Source organism: Ideonella azotifigens (assembly GCF_021043325.1).
GTDB classification, from domain to species: Bacteria; Pseudomonadota; Gammaproteobacteria; order Burkholderiales; family Burkholderiaceae_C; genus Ideonella; species Ideonella azotifigens.
The window spans coordinates 929,391-948,770 of the sequence record NZ_JAJNKD010000001.1 but is presented as its reverse complement, the minus strand read 5'-3'; the positions used below and the strand labels follow the sequence as shown (position 1 = coordinate 948,770).

Below are 19,380 nucleotides of genomic sequence, written 5' to 3'. Positions count from 1 at the left end.
CAGTTCCACCCCGCCACCGCCCACCTCGCCTGCCGACGATGAGTTCGCCTGCCGCTGCCGCCCCACCGCCCCGCACTTCATGGCGCCCCTCGGTGCTGCAGACCGCGCTGCTGGTCTCGGTCGCGGTGCATGCCGTGCTGCTGAGCCTGCGCTTCGTGGACCCGGAGCGCTTCAACCGCATCTTCGAGGACACGCCGCTGGAGGTGGTGCTGGTCAATGCACGCAGCGATGAGCGGCCTGAGAAGGCGCAGGCGATCGCCCAGGCCAGCCTGGCCGGTGGTGGCGAAGCCGAAACCGGCCGCGCCACCTCGCCGCTGCCGCCCTCGCCTTTCTCGCTGCCCGGCGAGGCGCTGGATGATGCACAGCGCCAGATCAAGCAGATGCAGGACGTGCAGCAACAGCTGCTGGCCGACATCCGCCGTGAACTCGCGCTGCTGCCGCCACCGGACCCCAGCAAGCCGGTGATGTCGCGCGAAGAAGCCGAGCGCGAAGAGCGTCGGCGCCAGATGCTGAGAACGCTCGCCGAGATCGAGAAGCGCATCAACGAAGAAAACGCGCGGCCGAAGAAGCGCTACATCAGCCCGGCCACGCGCGAGGAGGTCTACGCGATCTACTACGACAGCCTGCGCCGCAAGATCGAGGAACGTGGCACGCGCGACTTCCCGCAGTACAAGGGCCAGAAGCTGTACGGCGAGCTGACGATGAACCTGACCATTGACGCCGCCGGCCAGGTGATAGACGCCGACGTGGTGCGCCCCTCGAAGTCAGCCGAGCTGAACCGCCGCGCGGTGGCCATCGTGCATGCCGCCGGGCCCTTCGGCAAGTTCACCGACGCGATGCGCCGCCAGGCCGACCAGATCGTCGTCACCTCCCGCTTTCGCTTCACCCGCACCGACGGGCTGGAAGCGACTGCCGAAGCGACGATTCGCCAGTGACTTCCCCGACCGCCTTTGCACCGATGCCCGAATCCTTGGCCCGCTACGCCGTCTTCGGCAATCCGATCTCGCACAGCCGCTCGCCGCGCATCCACGGCTGGTTCGCCGAGGCCACCGGCCAGGCGCTGCGCTACGAAGCGCTGCTGGCGCCGGTGGATGGCTTTGCCGCATCGCTGCAGGCTTTTGCCGACGCTGGCGGCCTGGGCTGCAATGTCACGGTGCCGTTCAAGTTCGAGGCTTTTGCGCTGGCGCACCAGGCTTCGCCACGCGCCCGCCTGGCCAGCGCTGCCAATTTCCTGCGTCGAGAAGGCCAGGGCTGGTGGGCCGACAACACCGACGGTGCCGGCCTGGTGCGCGACCTGGTGCATAACGCGCAGCAAACCATTGCCGGCAGCCGCGTGCTGCTGATCGGCGCCGGCGGTGCCGCAGCCGGCGTGCTGGGACCGCTGCTGGCCGAAGCGCCGGCCGAGCTGCGCATCGTCAACCGCAGCCCGGACAAGGCGCTGCGCCTGGCGGCAAGCCACCGTGCGCTGGCAGCCGAACACGGCGTGGCGCTGCAGGCCGACGGCCTGGACGAGCCAGGCAGCGCGTTTGACCTGGTGCTGAACGCCAGCGCCAGCAGCCTGGCCGGCCAGGCCTCGCCGGTGCCAGCCAAGGTGCTGGGCTCGGATTGCCTGGCGGTCGACCTGATGTACGGCCCCGCCGCGCGACCCTTCCTCGGTTGGGCGGCCCAGCACGGCGCGCGTGGCCGCGACGGCTTGGGCATGCTGGTCGAACAGGCAGCCGAAGCGTTTGCGCTGTGGCGCGGCATGCGACCCGAGACTGGCGACGTGCTGGCCCGGCTGCGCGCCGAGGTGGATGCAGCGGCATGAAGGCCGCCGGATCGAGAAGCGCGGCATGAAGGCCGCTTGGGGCCAGCTCGCCCGCTTGCTCGCACTGCTGGTGCTGAGCACGGTCGCGCTGCAGCTGTATTTCCTGCTGCGCGTGGCGCTGATGCTGGTGATAGACCCGCAGTCCACCAGCTTCCAGCGCAGCGAAGCCTGGCGGCTGCTGCGCGAGACGCACCAGCTGAGCTGGTCGCAGGACTGGGTGGCCGATGAAGAGATCTCGCCCAACCTCAAGCGTGCGGTGATCGCCAGCGAAGACGCCGGCTTTGTCGAACATGCGGGCGTGGAGTGGGACGCGATCGAGAAGGCCTGGGACCGCAACCAGAAGGCCGAGGTGCGGGCCGAGAAGGTCAACGAGCGCATCGAGCAGCGCGAGGCCACGCGCAAGACGGCACCTGCCAAGCCGCCCACGCGTGCGGTGCCCAAGGTCGTCGGCGGCTCGACCATCTCCCAGCAGTTGGCCAAGAACCTGTTCCTCTCAGGCGAACGCACGACGCTGCGCAAGGCGCAGGAGTTCGTCATCACCTTCATGCTCGAAGGCCTGCTGGGCAAGCGCCGCATCCTGGCCATCTACCTCAACAGCGTCGAGTGGGGCGAAGGCGTGTTTGGCGCCGAGGCTGCCGCGCGCCACTACTTCCATGTGGACGCCAGCAAGCTGTCGGCCCCGGCTGCAGCCCGGCTGGCGGTGATGCTGCCAGCCCCCAAGCGCTTCGAGAAACAACCCGGCTCGGCGTATGTGCTCGGCCGATCGGGCACCATCGTCGCCCGCATGGGCGCGGTCGAACTGCCCTGATCGGTGCCTGCGGCCGCGCCGCCGTGAACCCTTTGCCCAGGAGCGCTGCATGAGCCAAACGGAAGCCACTGCCCAGATTGCCGCGACCGCCGCCAGACTGGTGGTCGAAGAAGGGATGGAATACAGCGCCGCCAAGCGCAAGGCGGCGCGTGACCTGGGCCGCCGCAGCAGCCGCCAGGGCGAGCTGCCGTCCAACGAGCAGGTCGAAGACGAGGTGCGCGACTACCTCGCGCTGTTCTGCGCCGACACCCAGCCGGCCGAGTTGCGTGCGCTGCGCGAATTGGCTTTGCGCTGGATGACACGGCTGGACCAGCTTGGCGAATTCCGCCCGCACCTGGGCGGCGCCGTTTGGCGCGGCACGGCCACCCGGCTGTCCAACCTCATCCTCGACCTGTATTGCGACGATGAAAAAGCCGCCGAAATTGCCTTCCTGAACGCCGGCCTGGATTTCGACAGCGGCGGCGCAGGCGAACACGAAGCGCTGGTGCTGAGCACTGTCGACCGCACGCCCGGGCTGGCCGAGCCGGTGACACTGCACTTTGTCGTGCACGAGTACCTGGCACTGCGCGGCGCGCTGAAACCCGACACCCAAGGCCGCAGCTGGCGCGGCGACGCCAACGCCTTGCGCCGCCTGCTGGCCAGCGAGGCGCAAGACCATGCGCACTGAAGCCGAAGCCACGGCTGGCGCGGACGCCAAAGACGGAACGGTTCGCGACGCCGCCTCGCGCCGCTGGCTGCTGGGCCTGGCCGCCGTGGGCGCGCTGGGCGCTAGCGTGGGCTGGCAGCGCTGGGGCTCGTCGCCAGACCCCACCGCCGCCGCGCTGGCACGGCTGTGGCAGCTCGAACTGCCGACGCCGGCCGGTCCGCCACTGGCCTTGCGGGCCTTCCAGGGCCGGCCTTTGCTGGTCAATTTCTGGGCGGCCTGGTGCCAGCCCTGCGTGGCCGAAATGCCGGAGCTGGACCGTTTTGCGGCGACCTGGCAGTTGCAGGGCGGTCAGGTACTGGGCCTGGCCATCGATCAGGCGGAGCCCGTCAAGCATTTTCTGACGCAAACTCCTGTAAGCTTTCCGATTGCGCTGGCCGGCGCCACGGGCCTGAATCTGGTGCGGGATCTGGGCAACAGCGCCGGCGGCCTGCCCTTTACTGTGCTCATCTCCGCCGAAGGTGAAGTGCACGGCCGAAAGTTGGGAGCGACCACGGAAGCTGAGCTGCTCGGCTGGGCAGCTGCGCTGCGCAAGCGCTGAGGACCAAGCGCTCATCTACATTATTTTGGTCCAATTCATCGCAAAAACCGACCAAAGCGCGTAAAGTCCGCGCTTCCTCAGTCAAGCCAGCGTGGCCTGACAGCTGCTGGAGCGAGCAAGATGCCTCCTAAAGATAGGGGGCGTAACTTCCAGTTAGCGCCAGATTCCGCATAATCCAGCGCTTTGCTGCACGTAGCGTGCAGTCGATTTGGTGACGGCACGGCGCTTGCATGTGCTAGCACCTTCCAAGACGTGCCACCCGGCCGTGACCGGGGCCCTTCCCTTCTTCCTGACAGGAGAAAAAATTCCCATGGACCTGCGCAAACTCAAGACCCTGATCGATCTGGTGTCAGAGTCGAACATCGCCGAGCTGGAAATCACCGAGAACGAAGGCAAGGTGCGCATCGTGAAATCGGGCGGCGCCGCCTTTGCTGCGCCGATGATGCCGATGCCGATGGCCAGCGCCCCCATGGCGCCTGCCCCGGCGCTGCCAGCCGCCGACGCCGCACCGGTTGCGCCGGCCGCCGCGACCGGCGTGGCCATCAAGTCGCCAATGGTCGGCACTTTCTACGCTTCGTCCACCCCGGGTGGCAAGCCCCTGGTCGAAGTGGGCAGCGTCATCAAGCTCGGTCAGCCGGTCTGCATCATCGAAGCGATGAAGATCATGAACGAGATCGAAGCCGAAATCACCGGCACGGTGACCCAGGTGCTGGTGCAGAACGGCCAGGCTGTCGAATTCGGCCAGCCGATGTTCATGGTCGAGTGATCGCACCATGTTCAAAAAAATACTGATCGCCAATCGAGGCGAAATCGCGCTGCGCATCCAGCGCGCGTGCAGGGAAATGGGCATCAAGGCGGTGGTGGTCTATTCCGAGGCCGACCGCGACGCCAAGTACGTCAGGCTGGCTGAGGAAGCCGTCTGCATCGGCCCGGCGGCCTCGTCGCTGAGCTACCTGAACATGCCGGCCATCATTTCCACCGCGGAAGTGACCGATGCCGAAGCAATCCACCCAGGCTACGGCTTCCTGTCGGAAAACGCCGACTTCGCCGAGCGGGTGCAGCAAAGCGGTTTTGTCTTCATTGGCCCGACGCCCGAATCGATCCGCCTGATGGGCGACAAGGTCTCGGCCAAGCAGGCCATGATCAAGGCCGGTGTGCCTTGCGTGCCGGGCTCGGAAGGCGCGCTGCCTGAAGACCCGAAGGAGATCATCAAGATCGCCCGCACCGTGGGCTATCCGGTCATCATCAAGGCAGCAGGCGGCGGCGGTGGCCGCGGCATGCGCGTGGTGCACACCGAAGCAGCGCTGGTGAACGCCGTGCAGATGACGCGCACAGAAGCGGGCGCGGCCTTCGGCAATCCGCAGGTCTACATGGAGAAGTTCCTGGAGAACCCACGCCATGTGGAAATCCAGATCCTGGCCGACGAGCACAAGAACGCCGTCTGGCTGGGCGAGCGCGACTGCTCGATGCAGCGCCGCCACCAGAAGATCATCGAGGAAGCGCCGGCACCAGGCATTCCACGCCGCGTGATCGAAAAGATCGGCGACCGCTGCGCAGCGGCCTGCAAGAAGATGGGCTACCGCGGCGCAGGCACTTTCGAGTTCCTGTTCGAGAACGGCGAGTTCTATTTCATCGAGATGAACACCCGCGTGCAGGTGGAGCATCCGGTGACGGAACTGGTCACCGGCATCGACATCGTGCAGATGCAGATCCGCGTGGCCGCTGGCGAGAAGCTGCCTTTCCTGCAGCGCCAGATCGAGATGCGCGGCCATGCCATCGAATGCCGCATCAATGCCGAGGACGCGTACAAGTTCACGCCGTCGCCAGGCCGCATCACGATGTGGCATCCGCCGGGCGGCCCGGGCGTGCGCGTGGATTCGCATGCGTACACCAACTATTACGTGCCGCCGAACTACGACTCGATGATCGGCAAGATCATCGTGCACGGCGACACCCGCGAGCAGGCGCTGGCCCGCATGCGCACCGCTCTCAGCGAGATGGTGGTCGAGGGCATCCAGACCAACATCCCGCTGCACCGCGAGTTGATGGCCGATGCCAAGTTCATCCAGGGTGGCACCAGCATCCACTACCTGGAACACTGGATGAGCGAGCACACGCGCTAAAGGCGCAACGCCACCTTCTTGTGACCCCGACAACGGCCAGGCGCGCACCCGCACGCCTGGCCGTTGCCCCTTGGAAAAAAGGAATGCCGAAGTGGCTTTGTTCGAGTTGGTGCTGAGCGCGCCGCAGACTTTGGTCGAACCGGTGTCCGAGGCCTTGATGAACGAGCTGGACGCCCTGGCCGTGTCGGTCGAGGATGCCGACGCGGACACCGAAGCCGAGCATGCGCTGTTTGGCGAACCGGGCATGCCGGCGCCCAAGCCCGGCTGGGACCGCTCCACGCTGAAGGCCTTGTTCGACACCGAGGACCTCGCCGTGCAGGCCAGCACGCTGCTGCTGGCCCAGGACTGGGCGGCCGGCCTGGGCGTGAAGAGCCTGGGTGAAGTGCCCGAACAGGACTGGGTGCGGCTGACGCAGTCGCAGTTCGAGCCGGTCGAGATCACGCCGGCGTTCTGGATCGTGCCGAGCTGGCATGAACCCCCCGCTGCGGCGAGTCGGGTGATCCGCCTGGATCCGGGCCTGGCCTTTGGCACCGGCACCCACCCGACCACCCGCATGTGCCTGCGCTGGATCGCCGAGCACGCACCGGCGCTGTCGGCCAGCTGGGACAGGGTGCTGGACTACGGCTGCGGCTCCGGCATCCTGGCCATCGGCGCGGCGCTGCATGGCGCAAAGCAGGTCGACGCGGTCGACATCGACCCGGCCGCGGTGACCTCGTCCGAGCACAACGCGGCAGCCAATGGCGTGACGCTGCGCTGTGGCCTGCCGGAACTCGCGCAGGGCAAATACCCGCTGGTGCTGGCCAACATCCTGGCCACGCCGCTGAAGCTGCTGGCACCGCTGCTCAGCACCCACCTGGCGCCCGGCGCGCACCTGGTGCTGGCCGGCATCCTGGACCGACAGGCCGCCGAGTTGCAGGCCGCCTACGCACCCTGGGTCAAGCTGGAAGTGCTGAACCAGGACGACGGATGGATCCTGATGGGCGGCCAGCGCTTGTGACCCGCCCGGACCTTGCGCAGCGCGGCTGCGCAACGCGTTGTGCCGTCGCAGCACGGGCCAGCGCGATGGGCACTGCTCAACCGGCCACGGCCCGGAATCCCCCTGCCGTCATGGCATCATTCCCCGCATGAGTCTGGCCACCCGTTGTCCTGCCTGTGGCACGGTTTTCCGTGTGGTGCAAGACCAGTTGAAGGTCTCGCAGGGCTGGGTGCGCTGCGGCCAGTGCCACGAGGTCTTCAACGCGCTGGAGGGGCTGTTCGAGCTGCCTCCACAGCCGCCCGTCGCGCCACCGCCCGTGCCGGCGCACGGCTTCGGGCCGTCCATCGTCGACCGGTCGACATTCGGCGCCACCTCCGCGGCGACGCAGGCAGTCAACACCGCCAGCGCAACAAGCGCCCAGGCGCCGATGCCGCAATCGTCCTCGGTGGTGTTTTCCGACCTGGACGACGACGAGGCCGCGCAACGTGCCTTCGAAGCCACCGAGCCAGCCGCGCTGGATGCCCTGGCCGAACGCCCAACACGCGGCGAGCGGCCCGACTTCACCTTCACGCGCAGCCCCTCCGAACGCGAAGCGGCCGAGGCGCTGCCACCACCACCACCGCCGCCAGTTCCCCCCGTCGCCACAGAGCCGGTTTCGTCCTTCGTCGCGGAAAGCCCGTCTGCCCTGGAAGACGAAGCGAGGTTGCTGGACACCGACGCCCTGGCCGCGCCTTTCGACGCCAGCGAGACCCCGGACAGCAGCTTTGCACCCGGACGGCAGCGCGACCCGCACCTGCCGCGCCAGCCCGAGTTCATTCGCCAGGCCGAGCGCGCGGCCCGCTGGCGGCATCCCGCCGTGCGCGCGGTGCTGGCCAGCGCATGCGGCCTGCTGGGCCTGCTGCTGCTGGGCCAACTGGCGCTCTACCAGCGCGACGTGCTGGCCGCCCGCTGGCCCAGCCTGCGGCCCGCCCTCAACGCCGCCTGCCAGACCCTGCGCTGCCGCGTGGCCAGCCCTTACGCGCTCGACCAGATCGTGCTGGATGCCAGCCACCTCAGCGCCACCGACAAGCCTGGCGTGCTGCGGCTGGACGCCGACCTGCACAATCGCGCCGAGCACCCGGTGCGCACTCCGGCGCTTGAGTTGAGCATTTCTTCTGACAGCGGCAGCGTGCTGTTGCGCAAGGTACTGCTGCCAGCCGAGCTGGGCCACGGCGACACGCTGGAAGCCGACGGCGCCTGGCACCTGGACCTGCGGCTGGACATTGGCGAGCTTCACGTGGCCGGCTACACGCTGGAAGTCTTCTACCCCTGAGCCCCATCGTTTCCTGATGCCCGGCGCCGGCCCCAAGCCGCTGCGCCGCCCTTCCTCCATCCGACAACACACCATGGCCAGCCTCGTCTGCGGTTCCCTCGCCTTCGACACCATCACCACCTTCCCGGGCCGCTTCGCCGAGCAGATCCTGCCCGAGCAGGTCCACATCCTGAACGTCTCGTTCCTGGTGCCCACGCTGCGGCGCGAATACGGCGGCTGCGCCGGCAACATCGCCTACACGCTGAAGGCCCTGGGCGGCGAGCCTGTCGTGCTGGCCGCGCTGGGCAATGACGGCGGCGACTACCTGGCGCGCTTCCAGCAACTGGGCATCGACACCAGCAGCCTGCTGCAGGTGCCTGACAACTACACCGCCCAGGCCATCATCATCACCGACCGGGACAACAACCAGATCACCGCCTTCCACCCCGGCGCGATGCAGCAGGCGCACGAGATCGGCCTGCCGGCGCGCGACGACATCAAGCTGGCGCTGATCGGCCCGGACGGCCGCGACGCGATGCTGCGTCGCGCCCGAGACCTGCATGCCGCCGGCATCCCGTTCGTGTTCGACCCGGGCCAGGGCCTGCCCATGTTCAACGGCGAAGAGTTGCGCGCCTTCGTCGCGCAAGCCACCTGGGTGGCCGTCAACGACTACGAAGGCCGCATGCTCAGCGAGCGCACCGGGCAAAGCCTGGCAGAGATGTCGCGCTCGCACCTGGCCGGCATCATCGTGACGCTGGCCGCCGAAGGCTGCGAGCTGTGGATCCAGGGCGAGCGCACACTGGTGCCAGGCGTGAAGGCCACCGAAGTGGTGGACCCGACCGGCTGTGGCGACGCCTTCCGCGCCGCGCTGCTGTTCGGCCTGGAGCAGGGCTGGCCGCTGGCACGTTGCGTGGCACTGGGCAACCAGATGGGCGCGCTGAAGATCGCGCAGCGAGGCGGCCAGAACCACGTGGTGGACCGCACGGCGCTCGGCCTCGGCTGACGACGGGGGGATGCCAGAGCGGCGACGCCCGATCGAGGAAGAAAGCCCGGCGCAAGGCCGGCAGGATGCCCAAAGAAAAGCCCGACGCAGGGCCGGCAGGGCACTCAAAGAAAAGCCCGGCGCAAGGCCGGGCTTTGGGAGTTGAGCCAAGGGCCGGCTTCACGCCGGCCCAAAGGCTCAGGGCTTGTTGCCCGTAGGGAACGGCCAGGCGGCCGCGGGGCTCAGCGCAGTCTTGGCTGCAGGCGCGGCGGGGGCAGAAGCCGCAGGCGCAGGCGCAGGGGTGGGCGCAGCCTTCTTGGCAGCGGCCTTCTTTGCAGCCTTCTTGGCGGGGGCCTTGGCCGTGGCGGTCTTCGCAGGCGCGTCGGCGACCTTCTTGGCGGGCGCAGCCTTCTTGGCCACAGGCTTCGAAGACACTGCCTTGGTCGCCGGCTTCACCGGCGCCACGGCCTTGGTTGCCGGCTTCACCGGTGCAAGCGTCTTCTTGGCCGGAGCCTTCTTCGCCGGAGCTGCCGCCTTCTTGGCCGGTGCAGCCTTCTTCGCCGGAGCCGCCGCCTTCTTGGCCGGTGCAGCCTTCTTCGCCGGAGCTGCCGCCTTCTTGGCCGGTGCAGCCTTCTTCGCCGGAGCTGCTGCCTTCTTGGCCGGCGCAGCCTTCTTCGCCGGTGCAGCGGCCTTCTTCGCCGGTGCTGCCGCCTTCTTGGCCGGAGCGGCCTTCTTTGCCGGAGCTGCAGCCTTCTTGGCCGGAGCCGCCTTTTTGGCCGGAGCGGCCTTCTTCGCAGTTGCCATTTCAAACTCCTTGATCAAGTTGCAAAAATACCGGGCCGCTCGATACAGCCCGGCAATTCACCGCCCGCGGTGTTGTCCCGGCCAAAGCCGGGTGCCCCCTCGGTGCGGTGAATGGGGAGACGACTCGCCGCATGGTTTCTGATGCCCGTGCTGCACGCGTCGCGGATCTTGATCTCTCAACATGCTGGGAAGGACTGCTCTCTGGCAAGCCTCTTGAATGCGACAAGAGGCCGGTACAGGACCGGCCTCTTGTTCACCTTCAATCCCAGCTCAATGCGCCACCGGATTGATACTCGATGACGCGGGTTTCAAAAAAGTTGCGTTCCTTTTTCAGGTCAATCATTTCGCTCATCCACGGGAACGGGTTTTCCTCGTTCGGGAAGAGCGCATCCAGGCCGATCTGCGTGGCCCGCCGGTTGGCGATGTAGCGCAGGTAGCCCTTGAACATCGAAGCGTTCATGCCCAGCACGCCACGCGGCATGGTGTCTTCGGCATAGGCGTACTCCAGGTCCACCGCCTTCAGGAACAGCGCGGTGATCTCGGCCTTGAAGTCCGCGGTCCACAGCTGCGGGTTCTCGAGCTTGATCTGGTTGATCAGGTCGATGCCGAAGTTGCAGTGCATGGACTCGTCACGCAGGATGTACTGGTACTGCTCTGCGGCACCGGTCATCTTGTTCTGGCGGCCCAGCGCAAGGATCTGCGTGAAGCCGACGTAGAAGAACAGGCCTTCCATCAGGCAGGCAAAAACGATCAGGCTCTTCAGCAGCGTGCGGTCGTTTTCCAGCGTGCCGGTCTTGAAGTTCGGGTCCATGATCGCGCCGATGAACGGGATCAGGAACTCGTCCTTGTCGCGGATGGACTTGACCTCGTTGTAGGCGTTGAAGATCTCCGATTCATCCAGGCCCAGCGACTCGACGATGTACTGGTAGGCGTGGGTGTGGATCGCTTCTTCGAAGGCCTGACGCAACAGGAACTGGCGAGCCTCGGGCGCCGTGATGTGGCGGTAGGTTCCCAGCACGATGTTGTTGGCGGCCAGCGAGTCGGCAGTGACGAAGAAGCCGAGGTTGCGCTTGACGATGCGGCGCTCGTCTTCGGTCAGGCCGTTGGGATCCTTCCAGGTCGCGATGTCGCGCGACATGTTGACCTCTTGCGGCATCCAGTGGTTTGCACAGGTGGCGAGGTATTTCTCCCAGGCCCACTTGTACTTGAACGGCACCAGCTGGTTGACGTCGGTCTGGCCGTTGATGATGCGCTTGTCGGCAGCGTTGACGCGGCCACTGGAGACGGGGGTCGCATGCGAGGCTGTGACCACCGCAGCGCGAGCGGCGGCAGCTTGGACAGTGGCTTGCGCAGTGGACATCGCCGATGCGGCGGACGATGAAGAAGGGGTCAACGCAGACGGCGACAGGTCGGCTGTCCGTGCGCCGGCAGTCGGCTCGGGCGCGGTACGTTGAACAGGATTCGGCGGGGTACGAGCGTCGTCTTCCCAGACCAGCATGGCGTGTTTCCTTGGGGTGGAATTATCAGAGTGTTGTGTTCAAACACCAAGCACTTCTTGACAGCGCAAACGCCTGCGTGTTGCCTCTCAACATCGTCTCGATGCGAGCGATGCGGCAGGCTTCACGCAGCGCGTGGTGTGAACACTCGATGAGCCGATGAAGAGAAGCGCATCGCAGGCCTTGCATGCGGTGCGCTTCACGTTCACTTCAAGCTCACTGGCAGGCTTCGCAGGTCGGGTCGTCGACGCCGCAGAACTTGATGTCAGTCGCAGGCGTGGCCTGCTGCGCGGCCATCATGGCCTGGGCTTGTGCGGCCGCTGCGTCGAGCGCCGACATCACTGGCGCGGCATGCGAACCACCGATGCCGCCGGACGAGGGCACGCTGTTCATCGCACCCGCTGCGACCGTGCTCTTCTCTGCGTGCGTGGCACCCACGGTGCGCAGGTAGTAGGTGGTCTTGAGGCCACGCAACCATGCGAGCTTGTAGGTGTCGTCCAGCTTCTTGCCCGATGCGCCGGCGATGTAGATGTTCAGCGACTGGGCCTGGTCGATCCACTTCTGGCGACGCGCCGCGGCCTCGACCAGCCACTGCGTTTCCACTTCGAAGGCGGTGGCATAGAGGCGCTTGATGTCCTCGGGCACGCGGTCGATGCGGCGCAGCGAACCATCGTAGTGCTTGAGGTCCATGACCATCACGTTGTCCCACAGGCCGAGCTGCTTCAGGTCGCGCACCAGGTACTCGTTGACCACGGTGAACTCGCCAGACAGGTTGGACTTGACCGACAGGTTGCCGAAGCAGGGTTCGATCGACGCGTCCACGCCAATGATGTTGGAGATGGTCGCGGTCGGTGCGATGGCCACGCAGTTGCTGTTGCGCATGCCGTGGGTGGCAATGCGCTGGCGCAGCGCGTCCCAGTCCAGCGTCATGCTGCGGTCCACTTCGACGTAGCCGCCACGCTGCTCGGCCAGCAGGTTCAGCGAGTCCAGCGGCAGGATGCCCCGGTCCCACAGCGAGCCGTGGTAGGTCGAGTAGCGGCCACGCTCTGCCGCCAGGTCGGTCGACGCCCAATAGGCGTGGTAGCAGATGGCTTCCATCGACTGGTCGGCAAACTCGACCGCTTCCTGGCTGGCGTAGGGCAGGCGCAGTTCGTACAGCGCGTCCTGGAAGCCCATCAGGCCCAGGCCGACCGGGCGGTGACGCAGGTTGGAGTCACGCGCCTTCTTGACCGCGTAGTAGTTGATGTCGATGACGTTGTCGAGCATGCGCATCGCCGTCGACACGGTCTTCTTCAGCTTCTCCTGGTCGACCTTGCCATCCTTCAAGTGCTGGGCCAGGTTGACCGAGCCCAGGTTGCAGACGGCGATCTCGTCTTCATTGGTGTTCAGCGTGATCTCGGTGCACAGGTTGGACGAGTGCACCACGCCCACGTGCTGCTGCGGCGAGCGCACGTTGCAGGCGTCCTTGAAGGTGATCCAGGGGTGGCCGGTCTCGAACAGCATCGAGAGCATCTTGCGCCACAGGTCGCGGGCGGCCATGCGCTTGAAGAGCTTGATCTCGCCACGGTCGGCCTTGGCCTCGTAGGCCACGTAGGCCTTCTCGAAGGCGGTGCCGAACAGGTCATGCAGGTCCGGGCAGGTGGACGGGCTGAACAGCGTCCAGTCGCCACCGTCCATCACGCGGCGCATGAACAGGTCAGGCACCCAGTTCGCGGTGTTCATGTCGTGCGTGCGGCGGCGGTCGTCGCCGGTGTTCTTGCGCAGTTCCAGGAACTCTTCGATGTCCAGGTGCCAGGTTTCCAGGTAGGCGCAGACAGCGCCCTTGCGCTTGCCGCCCTGGTTGACCGCCACGGCCGTGTCGTTGACCACCTTCAGGAACGGCACCACGCCTTGCGACTTGCCGTTGGTGCCCTTGATGTAGGAACCCAGCGCACGCACGTTGGTCCAGTCATTGCCCAGGCCGCCGGCAAACTTCGACAGCAGCGCGTTTTCCTTCAGCGCTTCATAGATGCCGTCCAGGTCGTCGGCCACCGTCGTCAGGTAGCAGGACGAGAGCTGCGAGCGGCGGGTGCCGGCGTTGAACAGCGTGGGGGTCGAGGACATGAAGTCGAAGCTCGACAACACGTTGTAGAACTCGATGGCGCGCGCTTCGCGGTTGATCTCGTTCAGCGCCAGGCCCATGGCCACGCGCATGAAGAAGGCCTGCGGCATTTCGATGCGCTGCTCTTCGATGTGCAGGAAGTAGCGGTCGAACAGGGTCTGCAGGCCCAGGTAGTCGAACTGGAAGTCGCGGTCGGCCTTCAGTGCGGCGCCCAGCTTGGCCAGGTCGAACTGCAGCAGCTTCTCGTCCAGCAACTCGGCCTGAACGCCCTTCTTGATGAACTTCGGGAAGTACTCGGCGTAGCGGGTGTGCATGTCGGCCTGCGTCAGCTCCTCGCCGAGGATCTCGCGGCGGATCGTGTGCAGCAGCAGGCGGGCGGTGGCGCGGGTGTAGCCGGGGTCGCTCTCGATCAGCGTGCGCGAGGCCAGGATGGCGGCCTTGTAGACCTCGTCGATCGGCACGCCGTCGTACAGGTTGCGGCGGGTCTCGGCCAGGATCGGGTCCGGCTTCACGTCAGCACCCAGGTCGGCACAGGCCGACACGATCAGGGCCTGCAGCTTGGCCTCGTCCAGCGGCACGCGCTGGCCCTTGTCGATCACCGTCAAGGTGGTCACGGCCACCGGCGCCGCCTCCACGCCCTGGCGCGCACGCTCCTGCGACCGGCGCTCGCGGTAGAGCACATAGGCACGCGCCACTTCATGGTGGCTGCCGCGCATCAGGCCCAGCTCGACCTGGTCCTGCACGTCTTCGATGTGGAAGGTGCCGCCGCCCGGACGCGAGCGCATCAGCGCACGAACCACGCTCTCGGTCAGCACGTCGACCGTCTCGCGCACGCTGGCCGAGGCCGCGCCTTGCGTGCCATGCACCGCCAGGAAGGCCTTCATCAGCGCGACGGCGATCTTGTTCGGCTCGAACGAGACGACCGCGCCGTTGCGGCGAATGATCTGGTAGGCGTGGAAGGCACTGGCCGGCGCGGCGGCGCTGGCAGTGGAGGCGGCGCTGGGACGCGCAATGGCGGCGTCGACGGTGCTGGAAACAGCTTGCATGGATTCCCCTGTGTGGATTCGGTGAAGACGAAAGAAGTGCGGGCGCTGCGGCCGCTTCGGGTCCGCGCCTGTCAGGCCAAACGTCAGGTCAGACGTGGCCGGCTGTGGCAAGGCAATCGCCAGGCGTCACGGCCCTGAGGTGGGCGCGGCGCCTGGCGTTCGTCGACTGCTGCATCTCCACCCCCAGGGAGAAGCGAAGAGGTGCTGCTGGCAGCCCGCCAACACATGGCTGGCGGGGTCAAGCAAAGGCATGTCGACGTGCTTGAACATGGCGAATTTCCGAAACCCGAGGTTATCACAGCGGACGCTAGATGTAGGCTGGGAAACCCTGTCGGACACTACCGGTAGCGTCTATTTTTCCACCAAGCCAAGCCCGGAAGGGCTTGACTCGCCTTCGGAAATGCGCCAGCCGCGAGCTGCTCGGAAGGGCTGTGCGGCTCAACCGGCCGCGGGAAAACAGCTCACCGGCCAGCCCAGCCGGACGCGCAATGCGGCCCAGTCGAAGCCGGGGCCTGGGTCCTGCTTGCGGCCCGGTGCCACATGCTCGTGGCCGACCACTCCCTGCAGCGGATAGGCAGCCGCCAGGGCCGGCAGCAAGCCCGCCAGCGTGTCGTACTGGGCCTGCTCGAAGGTCTCGCCCTCCAGGCCTTCCAGCTCGATGCCGATCGAAAAATCGTTGCAGCCTTCGCGGCCCTGCCAGGCCGAGCGGCCGGCATGCCAGGCCCGCTGGTCACACGAGACGAATTGCAGCGGCTCGCCAGTCCGCCGGATCAGAAAATGGGCTGAGACTTTCAAGCCGCGGATGCCCTGGAAATACGGGTGCGCATCCCAGTCCAGCGTGTTGGTGAACAGGCGCTCGATCTCGTCACCACCGTATTGGCCTGGGGGCAGGCTGATCGAATGGATCAGCGCCAGGTCGATGCACGTGCCCGCCGGGCGAGGACCGAAGTTGGGGGACGGCACAGCCCGCGCACCGGACCACCAACCGTCACGCCACATTGCGTCACCCGTTTGCGGGACGCTCACGACAGGTCGTCACCGCCAGCGTCCTGCGCCGCCTCGGTGATGCCCAGACGCGCCATGCGGTAGCGCATCTGCCGCAGCGACAGGCCCATGCGCGCGCCGGCCGCCGTGCGGTTGAAGTTGTGCTGCTGCAGCGCCCGCACCAGGATGCCGCGCTCGACCTCATCCAGGTACAGCGCCAGGTCGTCCGGCAACGGCGGCGGGCCGCTGGCAACGCGGGGCGCCGCCAGCGCTTCGACCGGCACCAAGCTTTCGACCGCCAGCGCCGCAGCCTTGTCGGCAGGCTCCTCGTCGCCCGCGCTGTCCTCGAAGAGCGTGTCCGGCAGGCCCAGGTCGGCCGCCTCGATCAGCTCGCTGCTGCTCATCGCCAGCGCGCGGTGCAGCAGGTTCTCCAGCTCGCGCACATTGCCCGGGAAGCTGTAGGCCGCCAGCAGGCGCCTGGCGCCGGCCGACAACCTCGGCACCGGCGAGACGCCCGCGTCCCGCGTGATGCGGTCCAGCAAGGCGCTGCTGATGCTGTCCAGGTCGTCCAGCCGCTCGCGCAGCGGCGGCACCGGAATGCGGATCACGTTGAGCCGGTAATACAAGTCCTGCCGGAAGCGGCTGGCCGCCACTTCCGCGGCCAGGTCCTTGTGCGTGGCGCTGACGATGCGCACGTTCAGCGGCAGTTCGTTGACCGCGCCGATGGGCCGCACCGCGCGCTCCTGCACCACGCGCAACAGCTTGGACTGCATGGCCAGCGGCAGCTCGCCAATCTCGTCCAGGAACAAGGTGCCGCCATTGGCCGCCTGGAAGAAGCCGCTGCGGTCCTCGTTGGCACCGGTGAACGCGCCTTTCTTGTAGCCGAAGAATTCGGACTCCAGCAGGTTCTCCGGAATGGCGCCGCAGTTGACCGCAATGAAGGGCTGGCCCGCACGCGCGCTGACCTCATGGATGGCCCGCGCGACCAGCTCCTTGCCGGTGCCGGATTCGCCTTCGACCAGCACCGGCGCCATGCTGCGCGCGACCTTCTCGATCAGGTTGCGCACCTGCAGCATCGCATCCGAGCGACCGACCAGTTTGGCCAGCGGCGCGGCCGACACCGGCGGCGCCACCGCGCCCGGCGCTGCCACCGCGGGTTGCGACACCACCCGCCCCATGGCCGCAGCCACCACGCCGCGGAACTGCTTCAGGTCGACCGGCTTGGTCAGGTAGTCGAACGCGCCAGCCTTCAGCGCCTCCACCGCGTTCTCGGCCGAGCCATAAGCGGTGATGACGATGACCTTCTCGCTGCGGTTCTGCTCTTCCAGCCTGTGCAGCAGCGTCATGCCAAAGCCGTCGGGCAGCCGCATGTCGGTGATGACCAGGCGGAACACGCGCTGCTGCAGCAGCGCCCAGGCCTCGGCCACGCTGGCCGCGGTCTCTACCTCCAGGCCCTCGCGCAGCAGGGTCAGCTCATACAGGGTCAGCAGGTCCGGTTCGTCGTCGACGACCAGCACGCCATTCCCGGCGCTCAGCGATTCATTCATAGGTGCAGCCGGCCTTCCGCCGCGAGGCTGTCGCGGCGCATCACGATCAGGAACACATTGCCGTGGCGCACGCCTTCATGGCGCACATAGTCGATGATGGCCCCATGGCGCGCGCACAGCTCGCGGCAAATGTACAAGCCCAGCCCGGTGCCGCGGCTGCGCGTCGAGTGAAACGGCTCGAACAGGTGCGGCTCGACCTCGGGCGCGATCAGCTCACCGTCACTGGCCACGGCCAGCCGCGCAAACGCACCTTCCAGCGCCTCCAGCGTGACCACCACCGCGCCGGGTTGGTCAGTGGCATGGCGCAGCGCGTTGTCCAGCAGGTTCACCAGCACGCGGCGCAGGTGGTCCACGTCGAAAGACACGCCCAGCGTCTCGGCCGGCAACTGCACCTGCAACCGGCTGCCGGCGCCCAGCGGCAAGCGCTCGGTCTGGGCCCAGTCGGCAATGATGGCGCCGACTTCGGCACTGCCGTCCAGCGTGCGCGACGGCGCGCTGCCGCCGGGTGCGGCTTCCAGCACGTCATTGACGATGCGCTTGAGCCGCTCGACGTTGTCGGCCACGATGCCCACCAGCCGCTGCTGGTCCGGCCGCAGCACGTCTTCCTGCAGCAGCGCATTGGCCTGCGCCACGGCGGCCAGCGGGTTGCGGATCTCGTGCGCGATGCCGGCCGAGATGCGGCCCATGGCCACCAGCCGCTCCTGCCGCTGGCGCGCCAGCACCGTGCGCAGCTCTTCGGCAAACAGCACCGCCAGCACCTCTTGCCGGCCCCGCACCTGGCCGGCCACCAGCAGCCGCGCGCCACGCGTGAAACGAGCCCGCAGGCGGATCGAACGCGGCACCTCGCCATTGGCGCTGATGGTCAGGTCCTGCGTGCCGCCTGGCCATTCGCCGGTCTCGAAGGCCTGCGTCACCAGGTCCAGCAGGCTGCGCCAGCCCGGCTGTTCGCCCAGGTGGAACGGCGCTTTCGGGCAGCTGCCGTCCTCGGCCAGCAGCTGGCGCGCGGCCGGGTTCGCGGCGCGCACCCGGCCGCGCCGGTCCACCACCAGCACGCCGTCGCCCATCTCGTCGATCACCAGCCGGTTCAGCTCGGCCTGCTGGTGCGCCAGCGCCAGGCTGCCACGCGCGGCGCGCTCCTCGCGCGCCAGCCGGCCCGCCATCTGTCCGGCCACCAGCGCAATCACGAACACGCCCGCGCCTGCCATGCCAGCCTGCGACAGCAGGTTGCCCATGTCGCCGCCCAGCAGGATCTTGTGCACCGCGGTGGCCAGCAGCAGCAGCGTGACGGCCGCCGCGGTGGCCAGCGCCGGCACACGGGCACTGAGCACGCCGGACATCAGCACCGGCAGCACCAGCAGCGCGCCATAGTTCAGCGCTGCCGAAGTGTCCAGCCAGTGCATGGCACCAAAGGCCGCGACGTCGAAGCCAATGGTCGCCCACCAGTGCAAGGTCGACAGCCGCGGCGCGCGCGCTGCTGCACGGCCCAGCCACAGCCACCAGATGATGGCCTGCGTGGCATGCACGCTGCAGACGATCAGCATCCAGCTCGGCCCGCGGCCAGCCAGCCAGCCCATCACCGCCTGCGCCAGCACCAGCGCAAAGCCCAGGCCGGCGCGCACCAGCAGGTAGGTGAGGAAGATGCGGCGGTGCGTGGTGTCGCCGCTCTGCAGCAGGCGCTGCACCTGGCGGGTCAGGAAATGGCTGTCTTCCGACGCCGAATGCGTGTCGCCCCAGCGCCCGCCCAGGCTGGTGGCCACGCCACCGGTGCTGTCCAGGCTGCTGTGGTCGCCACCCAGCCCGCCGAACCACGAGCCGCCGTCAGGCTTCTCATCGTTGCGGTGCTTGGCACGCCGGTCCGCGCCCTGGGACCAGAGACTCATGACGAATGGCCCGCCGGGCCCAGCGCGCGGTGCGCCTCGCTGCAATAAGCCAGGCCTTGCGAATCAGTCAACACGTCGTCCTGCGGCAGGTGCAGCCCACACTGCGCGCAGCGCAGCATGGGTTTGGCGGTGGCGACAGGCCGGGTAACCGGCGGCGCGACAGGCCGGGTAACCGGCGGCGCGACAGGCGCCTGACCGGCATCGGGCGGCGGCCGGCGCCGACGCCCGACCCACCAGATCGCCGCCAGCACCAACAAGATCAGCAACACGACACGTGACATGGCACTCCGC

17 protein-coding genes are annotated in these 19,380 nt (G+C 67.4%); 10 read left to right on the top strand and 7 right to left on the bottom strand.

Features of this window, described 5'->3' with window-relative positions; translation table 11 throughout:
* Window positions 1-38 precede the first annotated feature (38 nt).
* The 10 genes from LRH25_RS04345 to LRH25_RS04300 all read left to right on the top strand — a co-directional run bounded on the left by LRH25_RS04345 (window position 39) and on the right by LRH25_RS04300 (window position 9,252).
* The gene (locus LRH25_RS04345) at window positions 39-935 is read left to right on the top strand and encodes an energy transducer TonB family protein (RefSeq protein WP_141289916.1); all 897 of its coding nucleotides are present in this window, start codon (window positions 39-41) and stop codon (window positions 933-935) included.
* Between the two features lie 23 nt (window positions 936-958).
* Window positions 959-1,807: a shikimate dehydrogenase gene (aroE, locus tag LRH25_RS04340; protein WP_231010228.1), complete on the top strand. Its 849-nt coding sequence runs from the start codon at window positions 959-961 to the stop codon at window positions 1,805-1,807.
* A gap of 25 nt (window positions 1,808-1,832) precedes the next feature.
* Window positions 1,833-2,615: a transglycosylase domain-containing protein gene (locus tag LRH25_RS04335; protein ID WP_141291811.1), complete on the top strand. Its 783-nt coding sequence runs from the start codon at window positions 1,833-1,835 to the stop codon at window positions 2,613-2,615.
* 49 nt (window positions 2,616-2,664) lie between these two features.
* Entirely contained in the window at window positions 2,665-3,282 is a 618-nt protein-coding gene (locus LRH25_RS04330) for a hypothetical protein (protein WP_141291809.1), read from the top strand.
* On the top strand, window positions 3,272-3,859 hold the full coding sequence (locus LRH25_RS04325; RefSeq protein WP_231010227.1) for a TlpA family protein disulfide reductase: 588 nt from the start codon (window positions 3,272-3,274) through the stop codon (window positions 3,857-3,859). Before LRH25_RS04330 ends, LRH25_RS04325 begins: the two co-directional genes overlap by 11 nt.
* Before the next feature lie 310 nt (window positions 3,860-4,169).
* On the top strand, window positions 4,170-4,625 hold the full coding sequence (gene accB / locus LRH25_RS04320; RefSeq protein ID WP_141288007.1) for an acetyl-CoA carboxylase biotin carboxyl carrier protein: 456 nt from the start codon (window positions 4,170-4,172) through the stop codon (window positions 4,623-4,625).
* Window positions 4,626-4,632: 7 nt separating this feature from the next.
* A complete protein-coding gene (gene accC, locus LRH25_RS04315; RefSeq protein WP_141288006.1) occupies window positions 4,633-5,982 on the top strand; it encodes an acetyl-CoA carboxylase biotin carboxylase subunit in 1,350 nt (449 codons plus the stop codon).
* Between the two features lie 97 nt (window positions 5,983-6,079).
* Window positions 6,080-6,979 (top strand): 50S ribosomal protein L11 methyltransferase, encoded by a 900-nt coding sequence (prmA, locus tag LRH25_RS04310; RefSeq protein ID WP_141288009.1) that lies wholly within the window; start codon window positions 6,080-6,082, stop codon window positions 6,977-6,979.
* A 127-nt stretch (window positions 6,980-7,106) separates the two neighbouring features.
* Window positions 7,107-8,270, top strand: coding sequence for a zinc-ribbon and DUF3426 domain-containing protein (locus LRH25_RS04305; RefSeq protein ID WP_231010226.1), 1,164 nt, complete (start codon window positions 7,107-7,109; stop codon window positions 8,268-8,270).
* A 73-nt stretch (window positions 8,271-8,343) separates the two neighbouring features.
* On the top strand, window positions 8,344-9,252 hold the full coding sequence (locus LRH25_RS04300; RefSeq protein ID WP_141287700.1) for a carbohydrate kinase family protein: 909 nt from the start codon (window positions 8,344-8,346) through the stop codon (window positions 9,250-9,252).
* 177 nt (window positions 9,253-9,429) lie between these two features.
* Here the strand turns inward: LRH25_RS04300 and LRH25_RS04295 are convergent, their stop codons facing one another.
* The 7 genes from LRH25_RS04295 to LRH25_RS04265 form a co-directional block, all read right to left on the bottom strand.
* Window positions 9,430-10,035 (bottom strand): hypothetical protein, encoded by a 606-nt coding sequence (locus tag LRH25_RS04295; RefSeq protein ID WP_231010225.1) that lies wholly within the window; start codon window positions 10,033-10,035, stop codon window positions 9,430-9,432.
* Window positions 10,036-10,294: 259 nt separating this feature from the next.
* Window positions 10,295-11,533, bottom strand: a complete 1,239-nt coding sequence (locus LRH25_RS04290) for a ribonucleotide-diphosphate reductase subunit beta (protein WP_211361383.1) — start codon at window positions 11,531-11,533, stop codon at window positions 10,295-10,297.
* A 214-nt stretch (window positions 11,534-11,747) separates the two neighbouring features.
* A complete protein-coding gene (locus tag LRH25_RS04285) occupies window positions 11,748-14,678 on the bottom strand; it encodes a ribonucleoside-diphosphate reductase subunit alpha (protein ID WP_141287702.1) in 2,931 nt (976 codons plus the stop codon).
* A gap of 438 nt (window positions 14,679-15,116) precedes the next feature.
* Window positions 15,117-15,677 (bottom strand): 1,6-anhydro-N-acetylmuramyl-L-alanine amidase AmpD, encoded by a 561-nt coding sequence (gene ampD / locus LRH25_RS04280; RefSeq protein WP_141287703.1) that lies wholly within the window; start codon window positions 15,675-15,677, stop codon window positions 15,117-15,119.
* 23 nt (window positions 15,678-15,700) lie between these two features.
* The gene (locus tag LRH25_RS04275) at window positions 15,701-17,209 is read right to left on the bottom strand and encodes a sigma-54-dependent transcriptional regulator (protein ID WP_141287704.1); all 1,509 of its coding nucleotides are present in this window, start codon (window positions 17,207-17,209) and stop codon (window positions 15,701-15,703) included.
* Window positions 17,206-19,089 carry a sensor histidine kinase gene (locus tag LRH25_RS04270; protein ID WP_231010224.1) on the bottom strand — a complete coding sequence of 628 codons (1,884 nt, stop codon included), beginning with the start codon at window positions 19,087-19,089 and terminating at the stop codon, window positions 17,206-17,208. The genes LRH25_RS04275 and LRH25_RS04270 overlap by 4 nt, the downstream gene beginning before the upstream one ends.
* A complete protein-coding gene (locus LRH25_RS04265; protein WP_231010223.1) occupies window positions 19,086-19,370 on the bottom strand; it encodes a PP0621 family protein in 285 nt (94 codons plus the stop codon). Before LRH25_RS04265 ends, LRH25_RS04270 begins: the two co-directional genes overlap by 4 nt.
* Window positions 19,371-19,380: the final 10 nt, after the last annotated feature.